This window comes from Jatrophihabitans sp. sgz311053 (assembly GCF_056135305.1).
On record NZ_JBWAXP010000001.1, the window covers coordinates 211,860 to 230,810 of the forward strand.

Below are 18,951 nucleotides of genomic sequence, written 5' to 3' on the forward strand. Positions count from 1 at the left end.
TGGCAGCGGAATCGACGCGGCACTGGGTGGCGGACGCGAGCGATCGCGTTCGGAAGCGGAAGTAGGAACCGATGGCTGACGAGCATCGGACGTGGCGCGGGCAACGCGGAGGTCGACTCGAGGACCCGGCGTCCTCCAGCGACCCCGCGATCGCCGGCCTGATGGAGCAGCTGGGTGAGCTGGCCCGTCAGCAGGCCACGCTCGCGACGCCGCGGCCGGAGTTCCGCGCCGAGCTGCGAGCCCAGCTCGTGGCGATCACGCCGCGCATCGTCGCCGAGAGCGCCACCGCCGCCGAGCCCGCCGCCGGTGTCGCTACCGCCGCGCGGGGCGTCTCCGTCCTGGACCGTCCTCGCCCGTCACCTCGTCCTCGTCCGACAGCGGCCGCCGCAACCACGACGTCACCGAAACGCGACGAGCGCACTCCTCGCCGGGGCCTCGGCGGCATCCTGCGCGGCATTCCGCTCGCACGGCCGCTGGCGGTCGCCGCCTCGCTGGTCACGGTGCTGGCCCTGGTGCTCGGCGGTGCGGTGTACCTGAGCCGCAACGCGGTGCCCGGCGACACCCTCTACGGCCTCAAGCGGGCCAGCGAGCGGGTCGAGCTCTCCTTCGCCGACAACGACACCGAACGCGCCCAGAAGTACCTCGAGTTCGCCACGATCAGGGTCAAGGAGGCCCGCGAACTCGTGTCCCGAGCCTCCGCATCGGCCTCGGGCCGTGGTCCGCTGGCCGGTGGTCAGCTCTCCTCCTCGACCGCCCACCAGGTCTCCGACGCGTTGACGTCTGCCGACGGCGACACCCAGACCGCCTCCCGGCTGCTCGGCGGCGTGGCCGTCGACAGCTCGTCGCCGCGCCCGCTGGATCGGCTCACCCGCTGGGCGCCGAGCCAGCTGCAGAGTCTCGGCGAGCTGCGGGCGGCAGTCCCCGCGACCTCGCCGGTGGCGAGCTCCACGAGCCGCTCGGTGACGCTGCTGAAGCAGGCCTCGCACCGCGCCTCGGCCCTGGCCCAGAAGGTCGACTGCAAGTGCCTGCGTGACGCCCCCACCGACGCCTTCGGTCCGGTGCCCGTCCCGACGCCGACCCGCTCGTCCGGGACGACGCCCGCCGCGCCGTCCACCGGGTCGCCGAAGCGCACCCGGAGCACCGATCCGAACTCCGGGGGCAGCGTCTCCTCGGGGCAGAACCGGCCGCGCCAGTCGCAGCCGCCCGCGTCGACGACGACCACGCGTCCGAGACTGCCACTGCCCAGCCTGCCGCTGCCGACCCGCGCCACCACCACCGGTCCGAGCCTGGACCTGTGCAAGGTGAACCTGCTCGGCATCAGGCTCTGCCCGTCCAAGTCCAGCTGAACGACGCTCCCTGAGAAGCTGCCGACAGCGGGCCGGGTAGCGGCTCGGCCTCGGCGGTCGCACAGCGGCGCCCCGACTAGGCTGGGGCCGTGGCGGCGAGGGATTACGGCAGCGCCGACGAGGAGCCCACCGACGACGGCACCGACGATGTCGTGACGGCCGAGGTCCGGACCGCGGGCGACGGGCGCCCGTTCGGCGTCATCGGCACCATCGCCGAGCCGGGGCTGAACGCTCCCGCCGACCCGCGGGCCGCCGCCTTCTTCGACGTGGACAACACGATCATGATCGGGGCGTCGATCTACCACTTCGCCCGCGGTCTGGCTGCCCGGGACTTCTTCTCGTGGCGGGATCTGGCCCGCTTCACCGCGCGTCAGGCGAGGCTGCGGTTGCGTGGTGAGTCGAGCAGCGACATGCACTCGTCCCGCGAATCGGCCCTGGCCTTCGTCGCCGGCAAGAGCGTTGCCGAGATCGTCGCGCTCGGCGAGGAGATCTACGACGAGGAGATGTCGGACAAGATCTGGCGCGGCTCGGAGGCGCTGGCGCGGATGCACCTCGACGCCGGGCAGCGGGTGTGGCTGGTCACCGCCACGCCGGTCGAGCTGGCCAGCATCATCGCCGACCGCCTCGGGCTCACCGGGGCCCTCGGCACCGTCGCCGAGTCCGCGGACGGGGTCTACACCGGGCATCTCGTCGGCGAGGTCCTGCACGGCGAGGCCAAGGCCGCCGCGGTGCGGGGACTGGCCGCGAGCGAGGATCTGGACCTGACGCGCTGCTCGGCCTACTCGGACTCCATCAACGACCTGCCCATGCTGTCGCTGGTGGGGCGGCCGGTCGCGGTCAACCCCGACACCGCGCTGCGGGCCGAGGCGAAGCGTCGGGGCTGGGAGATCCGCGATTTCCGCACCGGTCGCAAGGCGGCTCGGATCGGCATCCCCGCCGCCATCGGACTCGGCGCAGCCGGCGGCGGTATCGCGGCGGGTGTCTCCGTCTGGCGGGCTCGGCGGGACACCCGTCCGGCCTGGCAGCGGCTCGGCGAGGACGCGGCGCGGCGGGCCGTACGGCTGCTCGGGCGGGGCTGACCCCTTCGTCAGCGCCAGACCGAGCGGCGCTGGACCAGCAAGCGGTAGAGCGAGTGCTGGATCGTCTCGCGCACCCGGTCGGTGAGCTCGAAGACGGTGGCCGGGTCGTCCGCGGCCTCGGACCCGAAGTCCGAGGTCTCGATGGGCGCACCGAACTCCAGGTACCACTTGCTGGGCAGCGGGACGGCGCCGAGCGGCCCCAGCCACGGGAAGGTGGGCGTCAGCGGGAAGTACGGCAGGTCCAGCATCCGCGCGAGGGTGCGGGCGTTGCCGAGGACCGGGTGGATCTCCTCGGAGCCGATGATGGAGACCGGGATGATCGGCGCCCCGACCGCCATCGCGGAACGGACGAAGCCGCCCCGTCCGAAGCGCTGCAGCCGGTACCGCTCCCCGAAGGGCTTGCCGATGCCCTTGAATCCCTCGGGCCACACCCCGACGAGCTCGCCCTTGGCCAGCAGCCGATCGGCGTCGGCGGCGCAGGCGACTGTGGTGCCGCCCTTGCGGGCCAGCTGACCGACGACCGGCACGCGGAAGACCAGGTCGGCGCCGAGGATGCGCAGGAAGCGGCCGGCCGGATGCTCGGTGTGCACCGCGGTCGCCGTCATCAGCGCGTCCAGCGGCCACAGGCCACCGGCGTGGTTCGCCACCAGCAACGCCGGTCCGGACGACGGCAGATGCTCGATGCCGTTGACCTCGACCCGGAACCAATGGTCGTACAGCAGCCCCAGCAGCGGCAGCAGACCGTGCCTGGTCAGGTCGGCGTCGAAGCCGAACTCGTCGACGTCGTAGTCGCCGCGCAGGCGGCGCCGCAGGAAGTCGACCAGCTCGGCACCACCGGGACGGGCAGCTGGCTGCGCCAGCGGCAGGGTCGTACCGAGCGGGACGACCGGCGCGGGCTCAGCGGCTGTCGCCGTCTCGTCCAGGTGGTCGGTCCGGCCGACGCTGCGGGCGGCGAGACGGCGTGCCCGGGCCAACGGCCGACCGGCCTCCCCGTAGAGCTGGATGATCCGCGCGCCGTCCATGTCAGGCACTCACGGCGTGCTCGCTGCGGCGCCGGCCGGCGACGAGGTCGGCCACAGCCTGCGCCGTGGTGACGCGAGGCCGGTAGCCGAAGCGCTCCTGCAACGCGGTCGTCTCCAGCACCCGGCCGTAGGTGAGGTAGCGCGCCTCCTCGGAGCTGAACTCGGCGACGCCGGTGTTGCGCACCAGGTCACCGACGGCCGTCATGAGGGCGGCCGGTACCGGGACCGCCAGCCGGCGGGCACGGCGGACGATCTGCGACAGCGTCAGCACGCCGTCGGCGGCGACGTTGTAGGTCCCGGCCGGCGCGCCCAGCGCGGCCAGCCGCAGCACCTCGACGGCGTCGCTGTCGTGGACCGGTTGCAGCCGGGGGTCGTAGCCGAGGGGGGTCGGCACGACGGGCATCGTCAGGTAGCGGGTCAGCGGGGAGTCGACCTCGGCCCCGATCAGGTTGGCCAGACGCAGCACCGTCACCGCGACATCGGTGCGGCGCCGGGCGAAGCCGCGCAGGTAGCTCTCCACCTCGACGACGTCCTTGGCGAAGCCGCTCCTCGGGCCCCGCATCGGCTGCATCTGCTCGGTGATCACCGCCGGCGAGCCCGGACCGCAGCCGTAGACCGCGGCGCTGGACTTCACGACCACCCGCGTGATGGTCTCCGACTTCTGACAGGCCGCCAGCAGCTGCATCGTGCCGATGACGTTGTGCTCCTGCATCGGCACCCGACCGCCGGCCGCCCGCGGCGAGGAGAGCAGCGCGGCATGGACCACGGTGGTCACGCGTGCCTGTGCGACCACCGTGCTCAGCAGCGGGTTGCGGATGTCTGCCCGGACGAACTCGGTCCGCCCCAGCAGCTGTCGCTGGGACGGCGTCGGCGGGACAGCATCGATGCCGATGACCCGCTCCACCGTGGGGTCGGCCGCGAGCACGGCAGCCAGCCGGCTGCCGAGGAATCGGCTGACACCGGCGATGAGCACGACGGTCGACACGGGCGCGAGCTACTTCCCTGCGGACGTGCGCGAATGCCCGCAGCGGTGCGGGCGCCGGAGAGCGCTACTTCTTGTTTCGACGCTGAATGCGCGTCTTCTTCAGCAGCTTGCGGTGCTTCTTCTTCGCCATCCGCTTGCGCCGCTTCTTGATGACCGAACCCATGCTGTGCCGCCTCTCGGGACTGCGCTGTTGTCGTCACGACCCAGCGAGTCCGTGCGAGATCGCTGTTGCCGAGCACCTGCTCGGTGAAGTTTAGCTAACCCGCTTCGATGAAGGCGTCGCGCAGGTAGTCGTGGACGGCTTTCTCGGGCACGCGGAAGGAGCGACCGACCCGGACGGCGGGCAGTTCGCCGCCGTGGACCATCCGATACACGGTCATCTTGGAGACACGCATGACGGCGGCGACCTCGGCCACGGTCAGGAACTTGACATCGGCAAGCGCGGGGTCGACGGGACGTATCCCGGTCGGCTCCTTCGACTCGTCGCTCTTCTGGGCAGGCTTCTTCGAGCTCATTGCTCACCGATACTTTCGGCACGTGTCGGGTGCCGGCTTCCCCACCGGCCACGGGACACGCACGTGCTACCTGAGAGACTAGCGGTACTCGTGGGGCCTATGCGATACCTGAGCAGCAGGTAAATCCCCACTCGAGGGTGCTATCGGCGGGGTTTCGTGCCGATTCGCCACCCCGGCACCCCGTTCAGGGGGAAGGCGGCGGCTACCGACCCAGCTCACGACTGCGGTCGGCGGCTGCCCGGACCGCCGCCGCGAGGGCAGCGCGCAGGCCGTGAGCCTCCAGTTCTCCGGTTCCGGCGACGGTGGTCCCGCCGGGGCTGCTCACCGCCTCGCGCAGCAGCACGGGGTGCTCGCCCGAGTCCCGCAGCATGGTCGCTGCACCGAGCGCGGTCTGGACGACCAGTTCGCTCGCGAGCGGTCGCGGCAGGCCGATCGACACCCCGGCGTCGATGAGCGCCTCGACGACCAGGAAGAAGTAGGCGGGACCGGAGCCGGAGACCGCCGTGACGGCGTCCAGCTGCGACTCGGGTACCCGCACCACCCGGCCGACCGCCGAGAGCACCTGTTCGGCGCGGTCCAGATGCTCATCGGTGGCGTGGCTGCCCGCCGCGATCGCCGTGATGCCCTCGCCCACCAGAGCCGGGGTGTTCGGCATGCAGCGCACCACCGGGACACCCTCGGGCAGTCCCGACTCGATCCGTTCCGCTGTGGCCCCGGCGGCGACGGAGACCACCAGCTGTTCGGCCACGGCGGACGAGATATCGGCCAGCAGCGAGCCGAGGTCCTGCGGCTTGGTCGCCAGGACGACGAGATCCGCCTCGGCCACCGCGGCCGCGGGTTCGGCGGTGGTGATGCCGTAGCGCTCCCGCAGCTGCGCGGCCCGCTCGGCGTAGCGCTCGCTCACCACGAGGCGGGCCGCGGGATGCCCGCCGGACATCAGCCCCGCCAGCAGCGCCTCGCCCATCTTGCCGCCGCCCAGGATCGCCACGCGGGGTCGGTCGTCGGTTCCGGTCGCGCCAGTCATGACCGTCAGATTAGGACGCTCACCGCGCACGCGGCGCCACCGGTGGCGTTGCGGTCAGCCACCGTCGATCCAGTCCAGGCGGCGCAGGATGACACCTTCTCGGAGCGCCCAGGGGCAGAGTTCGAGTTCGTCGACGCCGAGCGCGTCCATCGCGGCGCCGGCGACGACGGCACCGGCGAGCACCTGGTGCGCCCGGCCGACGCTGACGCCGTCCAGCTCGGCCAGGTCGGCCGACGCCATCCGGGAGATGAAGGACGTCACCTGGGTGAGGCCGGTGCGGGTGAGCGTGCGGCGGACCCGGGGCCCGGCCGAGCTGGGGGCGGCGCCGGCGAGCCGCGCCAGCGTGCGGAAGGTCTTGCTCGTCGCCACCACCCGGTCCGGCAGCCCCGTCGCCAGCAGCCGGCGCGCCGGCGAGCGCAGCGTGTCGGCGACGTAGGCCTGCAGCGCCGCCACCTCGCTCTTGCTGGCGGGGTCGTTGCAGAACCACTCGCGGGTCAGCCGCGCCGCCCCGAGCGGGACGGAGAAGGCCGCGTCGGCGTCCTCGTGCCGGCCCGCGGCGAGCTCCAGCGACCCGCCGCCGATGTCCAGGCTGACGAGGTTGCCGGCGCTCCAGCCGAACCAGCGACGCACGGCGAGGAAGGTCAGCCGTGCCTCGTCCTCGCCGGAGAGCACGCTGAGCGCGACGCCGGCCTCCTTCGCCACTCGTTTGAGCACTCGTGCGCTATTTCCGGCGTCGCGGACGGCGGAGGTGGCGAAGGCGAGTAGTTCGTCGCAGCCGAGCTCGTCGGCCTCGTCCCGCGCGTTGATGGCAGCCTTCACGAGGGTGTCGGCGCCGTGCTTGCTCAGGTCCCCGTCGCGGTCGATGTGCTCGGCGAGCCGCAGCTCCGACTTCTGCGAGAGCTGCGGCGTCGGCTGCGCACCCCGGTGCGCGTCCACCACCAACAGATGGACGGTGTTGGAGCCCACGTCGAGCACGCCGAGTCGCACGCGCGCAGGGTATCGCCTGCGCGTGTCGGCGCGGTGTCCCGCGCCGCCGGGCGATCACCGTCGCCGTACGCTCGGGCCGTGCCCACGCGCAGCCCGGCCCCGGTGCCCGAGACGTCGCTCGACTTCCCCCGCGAATGGATCGAGTTATTCGACCCCGCCGATCCCGAGCACCTGATCCGCGCCGACCTCACCTGGCTGACGTCGCGGTGGACCTGCATCTTCGGCCGGGGTTGCCACGGCACCGTCACCGGTCAGGCCAGCACCGGATGCTGCAACCACGGGGCGTACTTCACCGACAAGGACGACCTCAAACGAACGACGAGGTTCGCCGAGCAGCTCACGCCGGCGCACTGGCAGCTCTTCGACGAGGGGCATCGCACCACCAAGCGTGGGGTGCGGAAGCTGGACTTCACCGAGAAGGTCACCGACGATCCCGAGGGCCGCAGCAAGACTCGCACCGTCGACGGCGCCTGCATCTTCGCCAACCGCGACGGGCATCCCGGCGGCATCGGCTGCGCGCTGCACGGCCTGGCCCTCGAACTGGGGCTCAACCCGCTCGAGACCAAGCCCGAGGTCTGCTGGCAGCTGCCGGTCCGGCGGGAGCAGGAGTGGATCGACCGGCCGGACGAGACCCGCATCCTGTGCTCGACCCTCGCCGAGTTCGACCGCCGCGGCTGGGGCGAGGGCGGCCACGACCTGGACTGGTACTGCACCTCGTCACCCGAGGCCCACGTCGGCGGCGAGCCGATGTACCTCTCCTACGGACCCGAGCTCATCGCCCTCATCGGCCGCGACGCCTACGACGAACTGGCCCGGCTCTGCGCCAAGCGCCTCGAGCTCGGCCTCGTCGCCGTCCACCCCGCGACAGCGAAAGCCGGGACGCAACCACCCACGCGATGAGCGCTCGCGCGAAGAGCCCGCCGGCGCGACGCCGAGCGGAGCGAGGCGAATGTGCGCGCGGATGGCCGGATGGCCCCGAGCGGAGCGAGCGGGTCAGACAAGATCCGCCTACGGCGGATCAGATCGGCGGATCAGATCAGCGGATCAGATCAGCGAATCAAGTCAGCTCTCGAACTTGTAGCCCAGGCCGCGGACGGTGACGAGGTACTTCGGCGTCGCCGGGTCAGGTTCGATCTTGGCGCGGAGTCGCTTGACGTGGACGTCCAGGGTCTTGGTGTCACCGACGTAGTCGGCGCCCCAGACCCGGTCGATGAGCTGGCCGCGGGTCAGCACCCGGCCGGCGTTGCGCAGCAGCAGCTCGAGCAGGTCGAACTCCTTCAGCGGCAGGGCCACCTGCTGGCCGTCCACGGTGACCACGTGACGCTCGACGTCCATCCGGACCGGGCCGGCCTCGACGACGTTGAGCAGCAGCTCCTCGGGCTCGGCACCGCGGCGCAGTACGGCGCGGATGCGCGCCACGAGCTCGCGGGACGAGAACGGCTTGGTGACATAGTCGTCGGCGCCGAGCTCGAGGCCCACGACCTTGTCGACCTCGGAGTCGCGCGCGGTGACCATGATGATCGGCACGTGCGAGCGGTTGCGCAGCTCGCGGCAGACCTCGGTACCTGACAACCCCGGCAGCATCAGGTCGAGCAGCACCAGGTCGGCGCCGCTGCGCTCGAAGGTCTGCAACGCGTCGTGGCCGGTGCCGGCCACCTCGACCTCGTAGCCCTCACGCCGCAGCATGTAGGACAGCGCGTCGGAGAACGATTCCTCGTCCTCGACGACCAGGACTCGCGTCATGCGCGGTTCTCCTCAATCTCGGCGGTGCTCACCGCTGCACTGGTGCCTTCGCTGCGCCCGGCGCGGACTGCGCCGGCCCCTCACCGTCGGACGTGGCCGACGATGGACGATCCGAATGAACGCGCGGTAGACGGATGGTGAATGTAGATCCAGAGCGGTCCGCGCTCCAGACGGAGACCGTGCCCAGGTGGTTCGTGACGATGTTCTTCACGATGGCCAGACCGAGGCCGGTGCCGCCGGTGGCGCGGCTCCGGGCCGGGTCCACGCGGTAGAAGCGTTCGAAGATCCGGTCCCGGTCGGCCTCGGCGATGCCGATGCCCTGGTCGGTGACCGCGATGTCGACGGTGGGCCGGGCATCGATGTCGGTGCTGAGCCGCGCCGTCACGGCGACCTTGGTGCCGCTGCCGCTGTAGGCGATGGCGTTGTCGACCAGGTTGCTCACGGCCGTCCCCAGCTGCGACTCGTTGCCCCGCACCTTCAGCCCCGGCGCGCACGAGGCGGTCACCGTGATGTGCGCCTGCTCGGCGGCGAGCCGGGTGTGCTCGATGGCCTTGGCGACGATGTCCTCGACATTCACCTCCGTCGCGCCGGGCATCGGGTCGGCGCCCTGGACGCGGGAGAGCTCCATCAGCTCCCCGACGAGCTTGGCCAGGCGCGCCCCCTCGTGCTGGATGCGGCCGGCGAAGCGGTGCACCGCCTCGGGGTCGTCGGCGGCGTCCTGGATGGCCTCGGCCAGCAGCGTGAGAGCGCCGACCGGCGTCTTGAGCTCGTGCGAGACATTGGCCACGAAGTCCCGGCGGACACTCTCCAGACGCCGCATCTCGGACATGTCGGCCAGCAGCAGGCAGACGGCGGCGACCCGCTCGTCGGGCCCCGGCAGCAGCGGCACGGCGTTCACGGCCAGCGAGATGGGTTCGCGACCGAGCCGGCCGATGGGCAGGTCGATGGTCGCCGAGCGATTCTGGCCGGTCTCCAGCGAGGTCCGGGCGACGGCGACGAGACCGGGGAAGGCGAGGGTGTCGACGTCCAGCACGCCCATCCGGCGCGCGGCCGGATTGACCAGGACGGCACGCTCCTCGCGATCGAGCACCACGACACCGTGGTCCAGGGCCTCGACCACCAATGAAGCCAGCCGACCATCGGGCTTGTCGTCGTCGGCAGCTGCGGCGGCAGCGTCGGATGCGTCGGCGGGATCGGCCGCGTAGGCTTCCCGTCGCTGTCGCGACGCAGCGACGACCAGACCCAGCACCACGCCGACGGCGAGTGCCACGAGCGCGACCACGGTCGCCAGGACAGGCACACGACGATGGTACGGCGACGGAGCCAGAGGGCCCGTCAGGCCCGGAGAGGCGACCATGCCGACACCTTCTGTTCACCCCGACGACGCTGTTCGTTCAGCGCGGTTGCATCACGCGGTCGACGCGGTCACGGAGAGTGCACGGCATGCGTGACGTCTTCCGTGACGAGATGGACGAGATCGGTGCCGGCGTCGCCGAGATGATTCGTCTCGTGGCCGTCGCGGTCCAGGACGCCACCGAGGCGCTGCTGGACGGTGACCTGGCCCGCGCCGAGCGCGTCATCGAGGCCGACACCCAGGTCGACGCGCTGCGCGTCGACCTGGAGGACCGTTCGTTCCAGATCATCGCCCGGCAGCAGCCGGTGGCCACCGACCTGCGGACCCTCATCACGACCCTCCACCTCACCGCAGACCTCGAGCGCATGGGTGACCTGGCCCTGCACGTCGCCAAGATCGCGCGGCTGCGCTTCCCGGAGCTGGCCGTCCCGGAGGAGGCGCGCGACGTCATCAAGCAGATGGGCGATGTCGCGACCTCGCTCGTCACCAAGGTCGCCGACGTCGTGGAAGGCCGCGACGTGGAGCTCGCCAAGGCCATCGAGGCCGAGGACGACTCGATGGACGCCCTCCGCCGCAAGCTCTTCACGCTGGTGCTCTCGCCGCGGTGGGCCCACGGCACCGAGGCCGCCATCGACATGACCCTGCTGGGCCGGTACTACGAGCGCTACGCCGACCACGCCGTCGCTGTGGCCCGCCGGACCATCTTCATCGTCACCGGCCAGCGTCCCGGCCCGGCCGTGGCCAACGGGATGGGCGGCATCGCCGGCCTCAGCTGACGCGATCCGGGAGTGATGATCCCGCTGAGCGGGACCAGCGCTCCCCGATCGAGCGGGGCGGCTACTTCTTGCCCTGGTTCGCCACGGCCTCGATGGCGGCCTTGGCGGCCTCCGGGTCCAGATAGGTGCCGGGGCCGGTGGGGCGCAGCGTGGTGTCGTCCAGGTCGTAGTGCAGCGGGATGCCGGTCGGCACATTGAGGGAGACGACCTCCTCGTCGCCCATGCCGTCCAGGTGCTTGATGAGCGCCCGCAGCGAGTTGCCGTGCGCGGCCACCAAGACGACGCCGCCGCGGCGCAGGTCCGGGACGATCGCGTCGTACCAGTACGGCAGCATCCGCCCCACCACGTCCTGCAGGCACTCGGTGCGCGGCAGGGTCTCGAGCAGGTCGGCGTAGCGGGGGTCGCCGGCCTGGCTGTACTGGTCGTCGTCGGCGAGCTCCGGCGGCGGGGTGTCGTAGGACCGGCGCCAGAGCATGAACTGCTCCTCGCCGAACTCGTCGCGGACCTGCGTCTTGTCCTTGCCCTGCAGCGCGCCGTAGTGCCGCTCGTTGAGGCGCCAGGACCGCCGCACCGGGATCCAGTGCCGGTCGCAGGCGTCCAGGGAGAGCTGCGCGGTGCGGATCGCCCGCCGCAGCAGCGACGTGTGGACGACGTCGGGCAGCAGTCCGGCCTCGGTCAGCAGCTGGCCACCACGCCTGCCCTCGGCCTCGCCCTTGTCGGTGAGGTCGACGTCCACCCAGCCGGTGAAGAGGTTCTTGCGGTTCCAGTCGCTCTCGCCGTGACGCAGCAGCACAAGGGTGGCCATGCCGGCCATCCTGCCAGCGGGGCGCCGGATCAGGGAGCGAGCCCCCGCAGCACCGTGTCGATCACCTGGTCGGTCTCGGCGGCCGACAGCGGCGGCCGGAGCGTGAACGCCGCCGCGATGATCGGTGAGGTCATCATCCGGCGCGCCAGGTTCAGATCGACGTCCGGCCGGATCGCCCCCTCGTCCACGCACCGCCGCAGCGCCGCCGTCATCAGCTCGATGGACGGGCCGACGAGCCGGTCGCGGGCGGCCTCGTAGAGCTCGGGGTTGTGGCTGCCGTCAGCGGCGATACGCCGCATGATCGCGGCGTAGCGGTCGTTGCTCCAGGTCCGGCGGGCGCGCTGGATGAGCCAGCGGACCTGGTCCACCCCCGGCCCGTCGGGCGGTGGCTCCGGCGCGATGAAGAGGCTCTGCATCGCGTCGACGCAGAGGTCGGTGGTGTTGTTCCAGCGCCGGTACAGGGTCGTCTTGGCGATTCCGGCTCGCTGCGCCACACCCTCCATGGTCACCGCGACGAAGCCGCGGTCCTCCAGCTCGGCCAGGGCTGCCCGGCGGATCCCGGCGTCGATCGTCTCGTCGCGGGGCCGCCCGCGCCGACCGGGCTCGGTCGAGACGCTCACGGCCGGGCGGCGTGCTGCGGTCCGTGGTCGGCGTGCTGCGCCACGTGCGCGGCGTGCTCGGCCACCGGCTGGGCGTCGGTGTCCAGGTGCTTGGGCGTCGGCGGCTCCGCGCTCGCCACCGGGGCGGCGCGGTGCAGCTCGGCGAACTGGCGCCGGTTGGGCAGGAAGCGCCAGGCCACCAGCGCGCCGAGGATCGCGAAGGCGCCGCCGATGAGCGAGGTGAGGTTCATGGCCGAGATGAACGAGCCGCGAGCCTCGCCGACGAAACCCTCCAGCGCGGTCCGGGCCTCGCGGGCGGCCGCTGCCCGCTGCTGCGGGGTCAGCTCCGCGCCCGCGGCCTTGGCCCGCGCCTTCAGCGTGGCCTCGACCTGTTCGGCGAAGGGCAGCGCATCGCCGATGGACTGGCTGGTGTCGCCGTGGACCAGCGGCGCCACCCGCAGTTGCGCCGGCAGCTGCGACACGACGGCGGCGGGCCGGTCCAGCTGCTGCGCCAGCTCCCGCGGGGTGTCGGCGCCCAGGTGCGCCCGGAACGACACGGCGAGGATCGAGCCGAGGATGGCGACGCCGAGCGCGCCGGCCGTCTGCCGGACGGTGTTGTTCACGGCGGAGCCTGCGCCGGCCTTCTCCCGCGGGACGGCGTTCATGATCGCGTTCGTTGCCGGGGACATCGTCAGCCCCATGCCGAGACCGGTTCCGGCGAGCAGCACCAGCACGAGCGGGATCGCCACGGTGGCCGTGACGAAGCCGTAGCCGGCCAGCACCAGGCCGAGGATGAGCAGCCCCGAGCCGGCGACCGCCGCGGGACCGAAGCGGGCCGACAGCCGCGCCGAGGTGGGTGCGGCGATCATGACGGCCGCGGCCACCGCAATCAGGCAGACGCCCGCCGCGAGCGGGGTGTAGCCGCGGATGGCCTGCAGGTAGTAGGCGAGGTAGAAGGTCGCCCCCTGCAGCGCGAAGAAGGCGGTGGCGACGGCGAGCGACCCGGCGCTGAAGGCGCGGTTCTTGAAGAGCGAGACGTCGATGGTCGGGTGCGTGCTCCGCTGCTGCGTCCAGACGAAGACCGCGAGCAGGACGAGGCCGAGGACGATCGCGCCGGCGGTGTCCCAGCGCAGCCACTCGTTGGTGTTGCCGCCCTGGATGACGCCGTAGACGAGCACCACCAGCGCCACGATGGAGAGCAGCACACCGGCGGGGTCGAGCTTGCCGGGCCGGGGGTCCTTCGACTCGGGCACCAGCCAGAAGATCAGCACGAGCGCCACGATCACGATGGGGACGTTGACCAGGAAGATCGAGCCCCACCAGAAGTACTTCAGCAGCAGCCCGCCGGTGATCGGGCCGAGCGCGATGGCGATGCCGGAGGCGCCGGCCCAGATGCCGATGGCCTTCGGACGCTCGTACGGCTCGAAGACGTTCTGGATGATCGACAGCGTCTGCGGCTGCACCGCGGCCGCCCCGATGCCCATGAGGGCCCGGAAGATGATGAGCTCGGTGGACGACCCGCTGAACGAGCAGAGTGCCGACATCGCGCCGAAGACGGCGAGCCCGATGAGCAGCACCTTCTTGCGCCCGATGCGGTCGCCGAGCACGCCCCAGGTGATGAGCAGGCCGGCGAAGACCAGCGCGTAGCTGTCGACCGCCCACTGCATCTCCGTCTGGGAGGCATCCAGGTCGGCCTGGATGGTGCGCAGCGCGACGTTGAGGATCGTGTTGTCCAGGATCACGACGAGCAGGCAGAGCACCAGCACGCCGAGGATGGCCCAGCGCCTGTTGTGCACGGCCTCGGCATCCGCTGCCGGTGGTGGAGCCGTGCTGACGGTCTTCGTCATGATCAAGCCTTCCGATACGCAGTCGTAGCGTTATTCAGTCGACCACGGACATAAGCGCTACGCAAGCGTTTCGTAAGTGAGTGACGTCTCGTCAGTCGCGCTGGGCGAAGGCGGCGAAGGCCTGCAGGTTGGTCAGCGGCTGGTCGTTCTTGACCCGCCAGGCCCATTCCCGCTTGATCGAGGAGCCGAAGCCGATCTCGAGCAGGATGTTGAAGGCGCCGTCGGCGTTCTCCAGGACGCTGCCGAAGATGCGGTCGACCTCGTCGGGCGTGACGGCGGCCAGCGGCAGCCGGCCGGTGAGGTAGATGTCGCCCATGCCGTCGATGGCCCAGGCGACGCCGAACATGCGGGTGTTGCGCTGCAGCAGCCACGAGTAGACCTGCTCGCGATTCTCCTCCGGCTTGCGCAGGACGAAGGCCTCGATCGACAGCGCGTGCGCGCCGACGGTGAGGATGCAGGCAGTCTTGAGCCGCTTCTCGCCGGGGAGGGCCACCGCGTACCCGTCGGCGTCGACCCGCTGCCATTCCAGCTCCAGCTCGGCCAGCGCCTGCTCGATCGCGGCCTTCGCGGTCTCGGTCGGGTTGTCGGTCGCGGTCATGCCCGGACGGCCTCCAGTTCGGTCTTGGCTTCGCGGTAGGCGGTCATCAGCCCGGCGGCGGTCTGTCGCCAGGAGAAGCGCTCGGCGTGGGGCCGGGCGCCCGCCACCAGCCGGGACAGCGTCACGTCGTCGTGGAGCAGATCGGCTAGCACCTTGGCCCACTGGGCAGGATCGTGCCCGTCGACCAGCAGCCCCGAAACACCGTCGGCGACCGCGGTGGGCAGGCCCCCCACCGCCGCGGCGACCACGGGCGTGCCGCAGGACTGCGACTCCAGGGCCACCAGTCCGAAGGACTCGTTGTAGCTCGGCACGACGGTGACGTCGGCGGCCCGGTAGTAGTCCGCGACGACATCGCGGGCGGCCGGCGGCCGGAAGACGACGACGTCCCGGAGTCCCAGCTCGTCGCGCAGCTCGGCCAGCGCGGTGGGGTGCACCAGACCCGAGCCGCTCGGCGCGCCGAGCACCACGACCTGCAGCCGGCCGCGCAGCGCGGGGTCCGCGTGCAGCAGCCCGGCGGCGCGGACGAGCACGTCCGGCGCCTTCAGCGGTTGGATGCGTCCCACGAAGAGCAGGACGGCCGCCTCCGGCCGCAGTCCGAGCCGGGCTCGGGCCGCCGCCCCGTCGCCGGGAGTGAAGGCGTCCAGGTCGACGCCGGGCGAGATCGTGCGGACCCGTCGCGGGTCGGCGCCATAGAGCCGGATCAGCTCGTCGGCCTCGCCCACGGTGGAGGCCACGAGCCGGTCGGCCTCCGCCACCACCTGCTCCTCGCCGATCACTCGGGCTCGCGGCTCCGGAGCGTCACCGGCGGCGAGCAGCTCGTTCTTGACCTTGGCCAGCGTGTGGGACGAGTGCACCAGCGGGACGCCCCACCGCTCCCGCGCCAGCCAGCCCACCTGTCCGGAGAGCCAGTAGTGGGAGTGGATGACGTCGTACCAGCCGGGGTCGTGCCGGACCTCCGCCCGCAGCACGCCGGCGGTGAAGGCGCAGAGCTGGGCCGGCAGGTCGTCCTTTGCCAGCCCCTCGAAGGGACCGGCGCTGACGTGCCGGACGTGGACACCGGGACACATCTCGACGACCGGCGGGTCGTCGCTGGAGGTGGCGCGTGTGAAGATCTCGACCTCGACGTCCGCGGCGGCGAGGCGCTTGGCCGTCTCGACGATGTAGACGTTCATGCCGCCGGCGTCACCGCCGCCGGGTGGGTCCAGCGGCGAGGTGTGAACGCTGAGCATGGCGACGCGCCGGATCACGTCGTCGGGCCCTGCGCCCATGCTGACTCCTCACGCGACTGCGGCACACGTCTCCGCGAAACAACCGTCCGCAATCTTTCATGCCCGGCGGCGCACAATCAGTCCTCATGTCGTCTGTCTCACGCGGGGTCGCGGTCGTCACCGGTGCCAGCAGCGGGATCGGCGCGGCCACCGCGCGCCGCCTCGCCCACGAGGGGTTCGAGGTGGTGGCCGCCGCCCGACGGCGGGACCGGCTGGACGCGCTGGCGGCCGAGGTGCCGGGTTTGCGCCCGGTGACGCTCGACGTCACCTCCCCCGAGTCGGTGGCCGCGCTGGCCGCCGACCTGCCCGACATCGCTCTGCTGGTCAACAACGCCGGCGGGGCGATCGGCACCGAGACGGTGGCCGACGGCGATCCCGAGGACTGGCGCCGGATGTACGAGACCAACGTCATCGGCACGCTGCAGGTGACCCAGGCGCTGCTGCCGGCGTTGACGGCCGGGACGGGCGGGCACGTCATCGTCACCGGCTCCATCGCCGGTCACCTCGTCTACGAGGGCGGCGGCGGCTACACCGCGGCCAAGCACGGCGCGGCCGCGCTGGTGGAGACGCTGCGCCTCGAGCTCAACGGCCGGCCGGTGCGGGTGACGGAGGTCGCCCCCGGCATGGTCCACACCGAGGAGTTCTCGCTGGTCCGGCTGCGCGGCGACCAAGCCGCCGCCGACAAGGTCTACGCAGGCGTCGAGTCGCCGCTCTCGGCCGACGACGTCGCCGACTGCATCGCCTTCGTGGCCACCCGGCCCGCGCACGTGAACATCGACCTGCTGGTGGTCAAGCCGATCGCGCAGGCGGCGCCGCACAAGGTCTTCCGCGGCCCGATCCCCGGCTAGAAGTCCACGCCCACCAGGTGGGCCTCGGGGCGCAGCCGCACCCCGAAACGCTCTTCGACACCGGCACGGATGACGCGGGCGAGGTCGAGCAGCTCGGCGGTGGTGGCGCCACCGCGATTGGTCAGCGCCAGCGTGTGCTTGGTCGAGACCGAGACGTGGGGCAGGCCCGCGTCGAAGCCCTTGCCGAAGCCGGCGTTCTCGATCAGCCACGCGGCCGAGAGCTTGACCGCGCCGTCGACCTCCCAGTTCGGGCACCCCTCGGGCACGGCATCGGGCGCCACGAACGGGTTGACGAAGAAGGAGCCCACGCTCCAGGTGTCGTGGTCGTCGCCGTCCAGGACCATGCCCTTGCTGCGCCGCAGCTCCAGCACCGTCTCCCGGACCGCCGCCGCCGGCGCGGTGGCACCGGGCTCGACGCCGAGCCGGCGCGCGAGCTCCAGGTAGCGCACCGGGACCTCGTCGGTCCGGGGCAGGGCGAAGGTCACGGCCAGCACGACGTAGCGGTCGGTGTGCTTGAAGGCGCTGGTGCGGAAGCCGAAGGCGCAAAGCTGCGGACTCCACTGCTCGACGCTGCCGGTCTCGCGATCGAGGACGCGGAGTCCGGCGATGGTGTCGGCGACCTCGCTGCCGTAGGCGCCGACGTTCTGCACCGGGGTGGCGCCGGTGAGGCCGGGGACACCGGACATCGGGGCGAGGCCGCCGCGGCCGTCGGCGATGGTCCGCTGCACCAGGTCGTCCCACCGGACACCGGCGTCGACGGTGACGAGGTCACCGTCGGTAGCGATCTCACCGGTCCGCACCAGGACGACGACACCGGGCCAGCCGTCGTCGCCCGGGACGAGGTTGCTCCCACCGCCTACGACGAGCACCGGCTCGCCCGCGTCATCGGCGCGCCGGACGGTGTCGACCAGCAGCTCGGTGCTCGTCGCCTCGACGACGCGGCCGGCGGGGCCGCCGAGGCGCAGCGTGGTGAGGTCGGCGAGGTCCACGTCAGGCGACGCTACCGTTGCGCAGGTGGGCGAGCCGCAGCAACCACGCCGCCGGAAGCCCCGGTTGGCGGCCGGCCGCGCCCGGGCGCTGGGACTGCCGACGCGTGGCACCACCAACCCGAACCGGCTGCGACGGATGGACAACTGGATCGTCGCTGCCCTCGGCGGCGCCCTCCGCTCGGCCGCCGACCCGCTGGTCGTGGACCTCGGCTACGGGGCCACCCCGGTGACGGCGGTGGAGCTCGCCGGCCGGTTGGCGACGGTGCGCACCGACGTCCGCGTCCTGGGCCTGGAGATCGATCCCGTCCGGGTGGCCGCGGCCAACGATGCCGCCGACCCGCCGCGGCTCTCCTTCGCGCGCGGGGGTTTCGAGCTCGCCGGTCACCGGCCCGCCCTGGTCCGCGCCGCGAACGTGCTGCGGCAGTACGACGAGCCCGCCGCTCTGGCGGCGTGGGAGACGATGCGCTCCGGGCTGGGGCCGGGCGGACTGCTGGTGGAGGGCACCTGCGACGAGATCGGCCGGCGCGGCTGCTGGGTGTTGCTCGACGCCGACGGTCCGCGGACGGTGACCTTCGCCTGTCGCGTGGACAGCATCGAGCGGCCGTCCGACCTGGCCGAACGCCTGCCGAAGTCGCTGATCCATCACAACGTCCCCGGCGAGCCGATCCACTCGCTGCTGCGCGACTTCGACCGGGCGTGGGACGTCGCGGCGCCGCTGTCCACCTTCGGCTCGCGGCAGCGCTGGATCGCCGCCTGCGACGGCCTGCGGGAGGCCGGCTGGCCGGTGGACGTCGGCCGCGCACGCTACGGCGAGCTGGGCCTGCCCTGGAGCGCCGTCGCACCCCTCTGAGACGCTGGGCCGGTTCGAGACCACCGACGAAAGGCAGTCGTCATGGCAGTGTCCGTCAACCTGGAGAAGGCCCTCGACAAGGCGTGGGAGGACAAGTCCCTCGCCGAGATCCTCGCCGCCCCGCCGTCAGCCCTCGCCGGGCTCACCGAGAAGCACGACGCGGCGCTGGCCGAGGCGTTGAACATCAAGACCATCGGCGACCTGGGCCGGAACAAGTACATCGCGCTCGCTGTCGCGCTGGCCGCCCTCGGCGACAAGGAGGGCTGAGCCGGCAGTGACGCCGACGGGGTGGGCGGCTGCGCGGAGGCCGCCCACC

Annotated in this window: 21 protein-coding genes; 7 read left to right on the forward strand and 14 right to left on the reverse strand. The window is 72.1% G+C overall.

Features of this window, described 5'->3' with window-relative positions; genetic code table 11:
• Positions 1–71 precede the first annotated feature (71 nt).
• Both AC0NZQ_RS00725 and AC0NZQ_RS00730 read left to right on the forward strand, forming a co-directional pair.
• A complete protein-coding gene (locus tag AC0NZQ_RS00725) occupies positions 72–1,346 on the forward strand; it encodes a DUF5667 domain-containing protein (protein WP_474527698.1) in 1,275 nt (424 codons plus the stop codon).
• A 152-nt stretch (positions 1,347–1,498) separates the two neighbouring features.
• The gene (locus AC0NZQ_RS00730; RefSeq protein ID WP_474529377.1) at positions 1,499–2,425 is read left to right on the forward strand and encodes an HAD family hydrolase; all 927 of its coding nucleotides are present in this window, start codon (positions 1,499–1,501) and stop codon (positions 2,423–2,425) included.
• Between the two features lie 8 nt (positions 2,426–2,433).
• On the opposite strand, the gene AC0NZQ_RS00735 is transcribed toward AC0NZQ_RS00730, so the two are convergent.
• The 6 genes from AC0NZQ_RS00735 to AC0NZQ_RS00760 form a co-directional block, all read right to left on the reverse strand.
• Positions 2,434–3,447, reverse strand: coding sequence for a lysophospholipid acyltransferase family protein (locus tag AC0NZQ_RS00735; RefSeq protein WP_474529379.1), 1,014 nt, complete (start codon positions 3,445–3,447; stop codon positions 2,434–2,436).
• 1 nt (position 3,448) lies between these two features.
• The gene (locus AC0NZQ_RS00740; protein ID WP_474527699.1) at positions 3,449–4,432 is read right to left on the reverse strand and encodes an NAD-dependent epimerase/dehydratase family protein; all 984 of its coding nucleotides are present in this window, start codon (positions 4,430–4,432) and stop codon (positions 3,449–3,451) included.
• 64 nt (positions 4,433–4,496) lie between these two features.
• Positions 4,497–4,595, reverse strand: a complete 99-nt coding sequence (locus AC0NZQ_RS00745) for a 30S ribosomal protein bS22 (RefSeq protein WP_018654693.1) — start codon at positions 4,593–4,595, stop codon at positions 4,497–4,499.
• A gap of 94 nt (positions 4,596–4,689) precedes the next feature.
• Positions 4,690–4,947 (reverse strand): helix-turn-helix domain-containing protein, encoded by a 258-nt coding sequence (locus tag AC0NZQ_RS00750; RefSeq protein WP_474527700.1) that lies wholly within the window; start codon positions 4,945–4,947, stop codon positions 4,690–4,692.
• Between the two features lie 202 nt (positions 4,948–5,149).
• A complete protein-coding gene (gene proC, locus AC0NZQ_RS00755) occupies positions 5,150–5,971 on the reverse strand; it encodes a pyrroline-5-carboxylate reductase (protein ID WP_474527701.1) in 822 nt (273 codons plus the stop codon).
• A 54-nt stretch (positions 5,972–6,025) separates the two neighbouring features.
• Complete coding sequence (locus AC0NZQ_RS00760) at positions 6,026–6,958, reverse strand: Ppx/GppA family phosphatase (protein WP_474527702.1); 933 nt, start codon at positions 6,956–6,958, stop codon at positions 6,026–6,028.
• Positions 6,959–7,036: 78 nt separating this feature from the next.
• Here AC0NZQ_RS00760 and AC0NZQ_RS00765 point away from each other — a divergent pair, with 78 nt between their 5' ends.
• Positions 7,037–7,858, forward strand: a complete 822-nt coding sequence (locus AC0NZQ_RS00765) for a DUF3109 family protein (protein ID WP_474527703.1) — start codon at positions 7,037–7,039, stop codon at positions 7,856–7,858.
• A gap of 162 nt (positions 7,859–8,020) precedes the next feature.
• Here AC0NZQ_RS00765 and AC0NZQ_RS00770 read toward each other — a convergent pair whose 3' ends face one another.
• Complete coding sequence (locus tag AC0NZQ_RS00770; RefSeq protein WP_474527704.1) at positions 8,021–8,701, reverse strand: response regulator; 681 nt, start codon at positions 8,699–8,701, stop codon at positions 8,021–8,023.
• A gap of 28 nt (positions 8,702–8,729) precedes the next feature.
• Positions 8,730–10,001: a sensor histidine kinase gene (locus AC0NZQ_RS00775; RefSeq protein ID WP_474527705.1), complete on the reverse strand. Its 1,272-nt coding sequence runs from the start codon at positions 9,999–10,001 to the stop codon at positions 8,730–8,732.
• A gap of 143 nt (positions 10,002–10,144) precedes the next feature.
• On the opposite strand from AC0NZQ_RS00775, the gene phoU reads away from it, so the two are divergent.
• Positions 10,145–10,831: a phosphate signaling complex protein PhoU gene (gene phoU, locus AC0NZQ_RS00780; RefSeq protein WP_474527706.1), complete on the forward strand. Its 687-nt coding sequence runs from the start codon at positions 10,145–10,147 to the stop codon at positions 10,829–10,831.
• A gap of 61 nt (positions 10,832–10,892) precedes the next feature.
• Here phoU and AC0NZQ_RS00785 read toward each other — a convergent pair whose 3' ends face one another.
• The 5 genes from AC0NZQ_RS00785 to mshA all read right to left on the reverse strand — a co-directional run bounded on the left by AC0NZQ_RS00785 (position 10,893) and on the right by mshA (position 15,948).
• Positions 10,893–11,645 carry a phosphoglyceromutase gene (locus AC0NZQ_RS00785; protein ID WP_474527707.1) on the reverse strand — a complete coding sequence of 251 codons (753 nt, stop codon included), beginning with the start codon at positions 11,643–11,645 and terminating at the stop codon, positions 10,893–10,895.
• Between the two features lie 20 nt (positions 11,646–11,665).
• Positions 11,666–12,256 carry a TetR/AcrR family transcriptional regulator gene (locus AC0NZQ_RS00790; RefSeq protein ID WP_474527708.1) on the reverse strand — a complete coding sequence of 197 codons (591 nt, stop codon included), beginning with the start codon at positions 12,254–12,256 and terminating at the stop codon, positions 11,666–11,668.
• Positions 12,253–14,082 (reverse strand): MFS transporter, encoded by a 1,830-nt coding sequence (locus tag AC0NZQ_RS00795; protein WP_474527709.1) that lies wholly within the window; start codon positions 14,080–14,082, stop codon positions 12,253–12,255. Before AC0NZQ_RS00795 ends, AC0NZQ_RS00790 begins: the two co-directional genes overlap by 4 nt.
• A gap of 91 nt (positions 14,083–14,173) precedes the next feature.
• Positions 14,174–14,680 (reverse strand): type III secretion system chaperone family protein, encoded by a 507-nt coding sequence (locus AC0NZQ_RS00800; RefSeq protein WP_474527710.1) that lies wholly within the window; start codon positions 14,678–14,680, stop codon positions 14,174–14,176.
• The gene (mshA, locus tag AC0NZQ_RS00805; RefSeq protein ID WP_474527711.1) at positions 14,677–15,948 is read right to left on the reverse strand and encodes a D-inositol-3-phosphate glycosyltransferase; all 1,272 of its coding nucleotides are present in this window, start codon (positions 15,946–15,948) and stop codon (positions 14,677–14,679) included. The genes AC0NZQ_RS00800 and mshA overlap by 4 nt, the downstream gene beginning before the upstream one ends.
• 86 nt (positions 15,949–16,034) lie before the next feature.
• On the opposite strand from mshA, the gene AC0NZQ_RS00810 reads away from it, so the two are divergent.
• Positions 16,035–16,796 carry an SDR family NAD(P)-dependent oxidoreductase gene (locus AC0NZQ_RS00810; RefSeq protein ID WP_474527712.1) on the forward strand — a complete coding sequence of 254 codons (762 nt, stop codon included), beginning with the start codon at positions 16,035–16,037 and terminating at the stop codon, positions 16,794–16,796.
• Here the strand turns inward: AC0NZQ_RS00810 and AC0NZQ_RS00815 are convergent.
• Positions 16,793–17,785 (reverse strand): UDP-N-acetylmuramate dehydrogenase, encoded by a 993-nt coding sequence (locus AC0NZQ_RS00815; RefSeq protein ID WP_474527713.1) that lies wholly within the window; start codon positions 17,783–17,785, stop codon positions 16,793–16,795. The two genes, AC0NZQ_RS00810 and AC0NZQ_RS00815, sit on opposite strands and share 4 nt — an antisense overlap.
• A 136-nt stretch (positions 17,786–17,921) precedes the next feature.
• Between AC0NZQ_RS00815 and AC0NZQ_RS00820 the strand changes: the two genes are divergently transcribed.
• Positions 17,922–18,635, forward strand: coding sequence for a class I SAM-dependent methyltransferase (locus AC0NZQ_RS00820; protein WP_474529380.1), 714 nt, complete (start codon positions 17,922–17,924; stop codon positions 18,633–18,635).
• Positions 18,636–18,677: 42 nt separating this feature from the next.
• A complete protein-coding gene (locus tag AC0NZQ_RS00825; RefSeq protein WP_474527714.1) occupies positions 18,678–18,902 on the forward strand; it encodes a hypothetical protein in 225 nt (74 codons plus the stop codon).
• Positions 18,903–18,951: the final 49 nt, after the last annotated feature.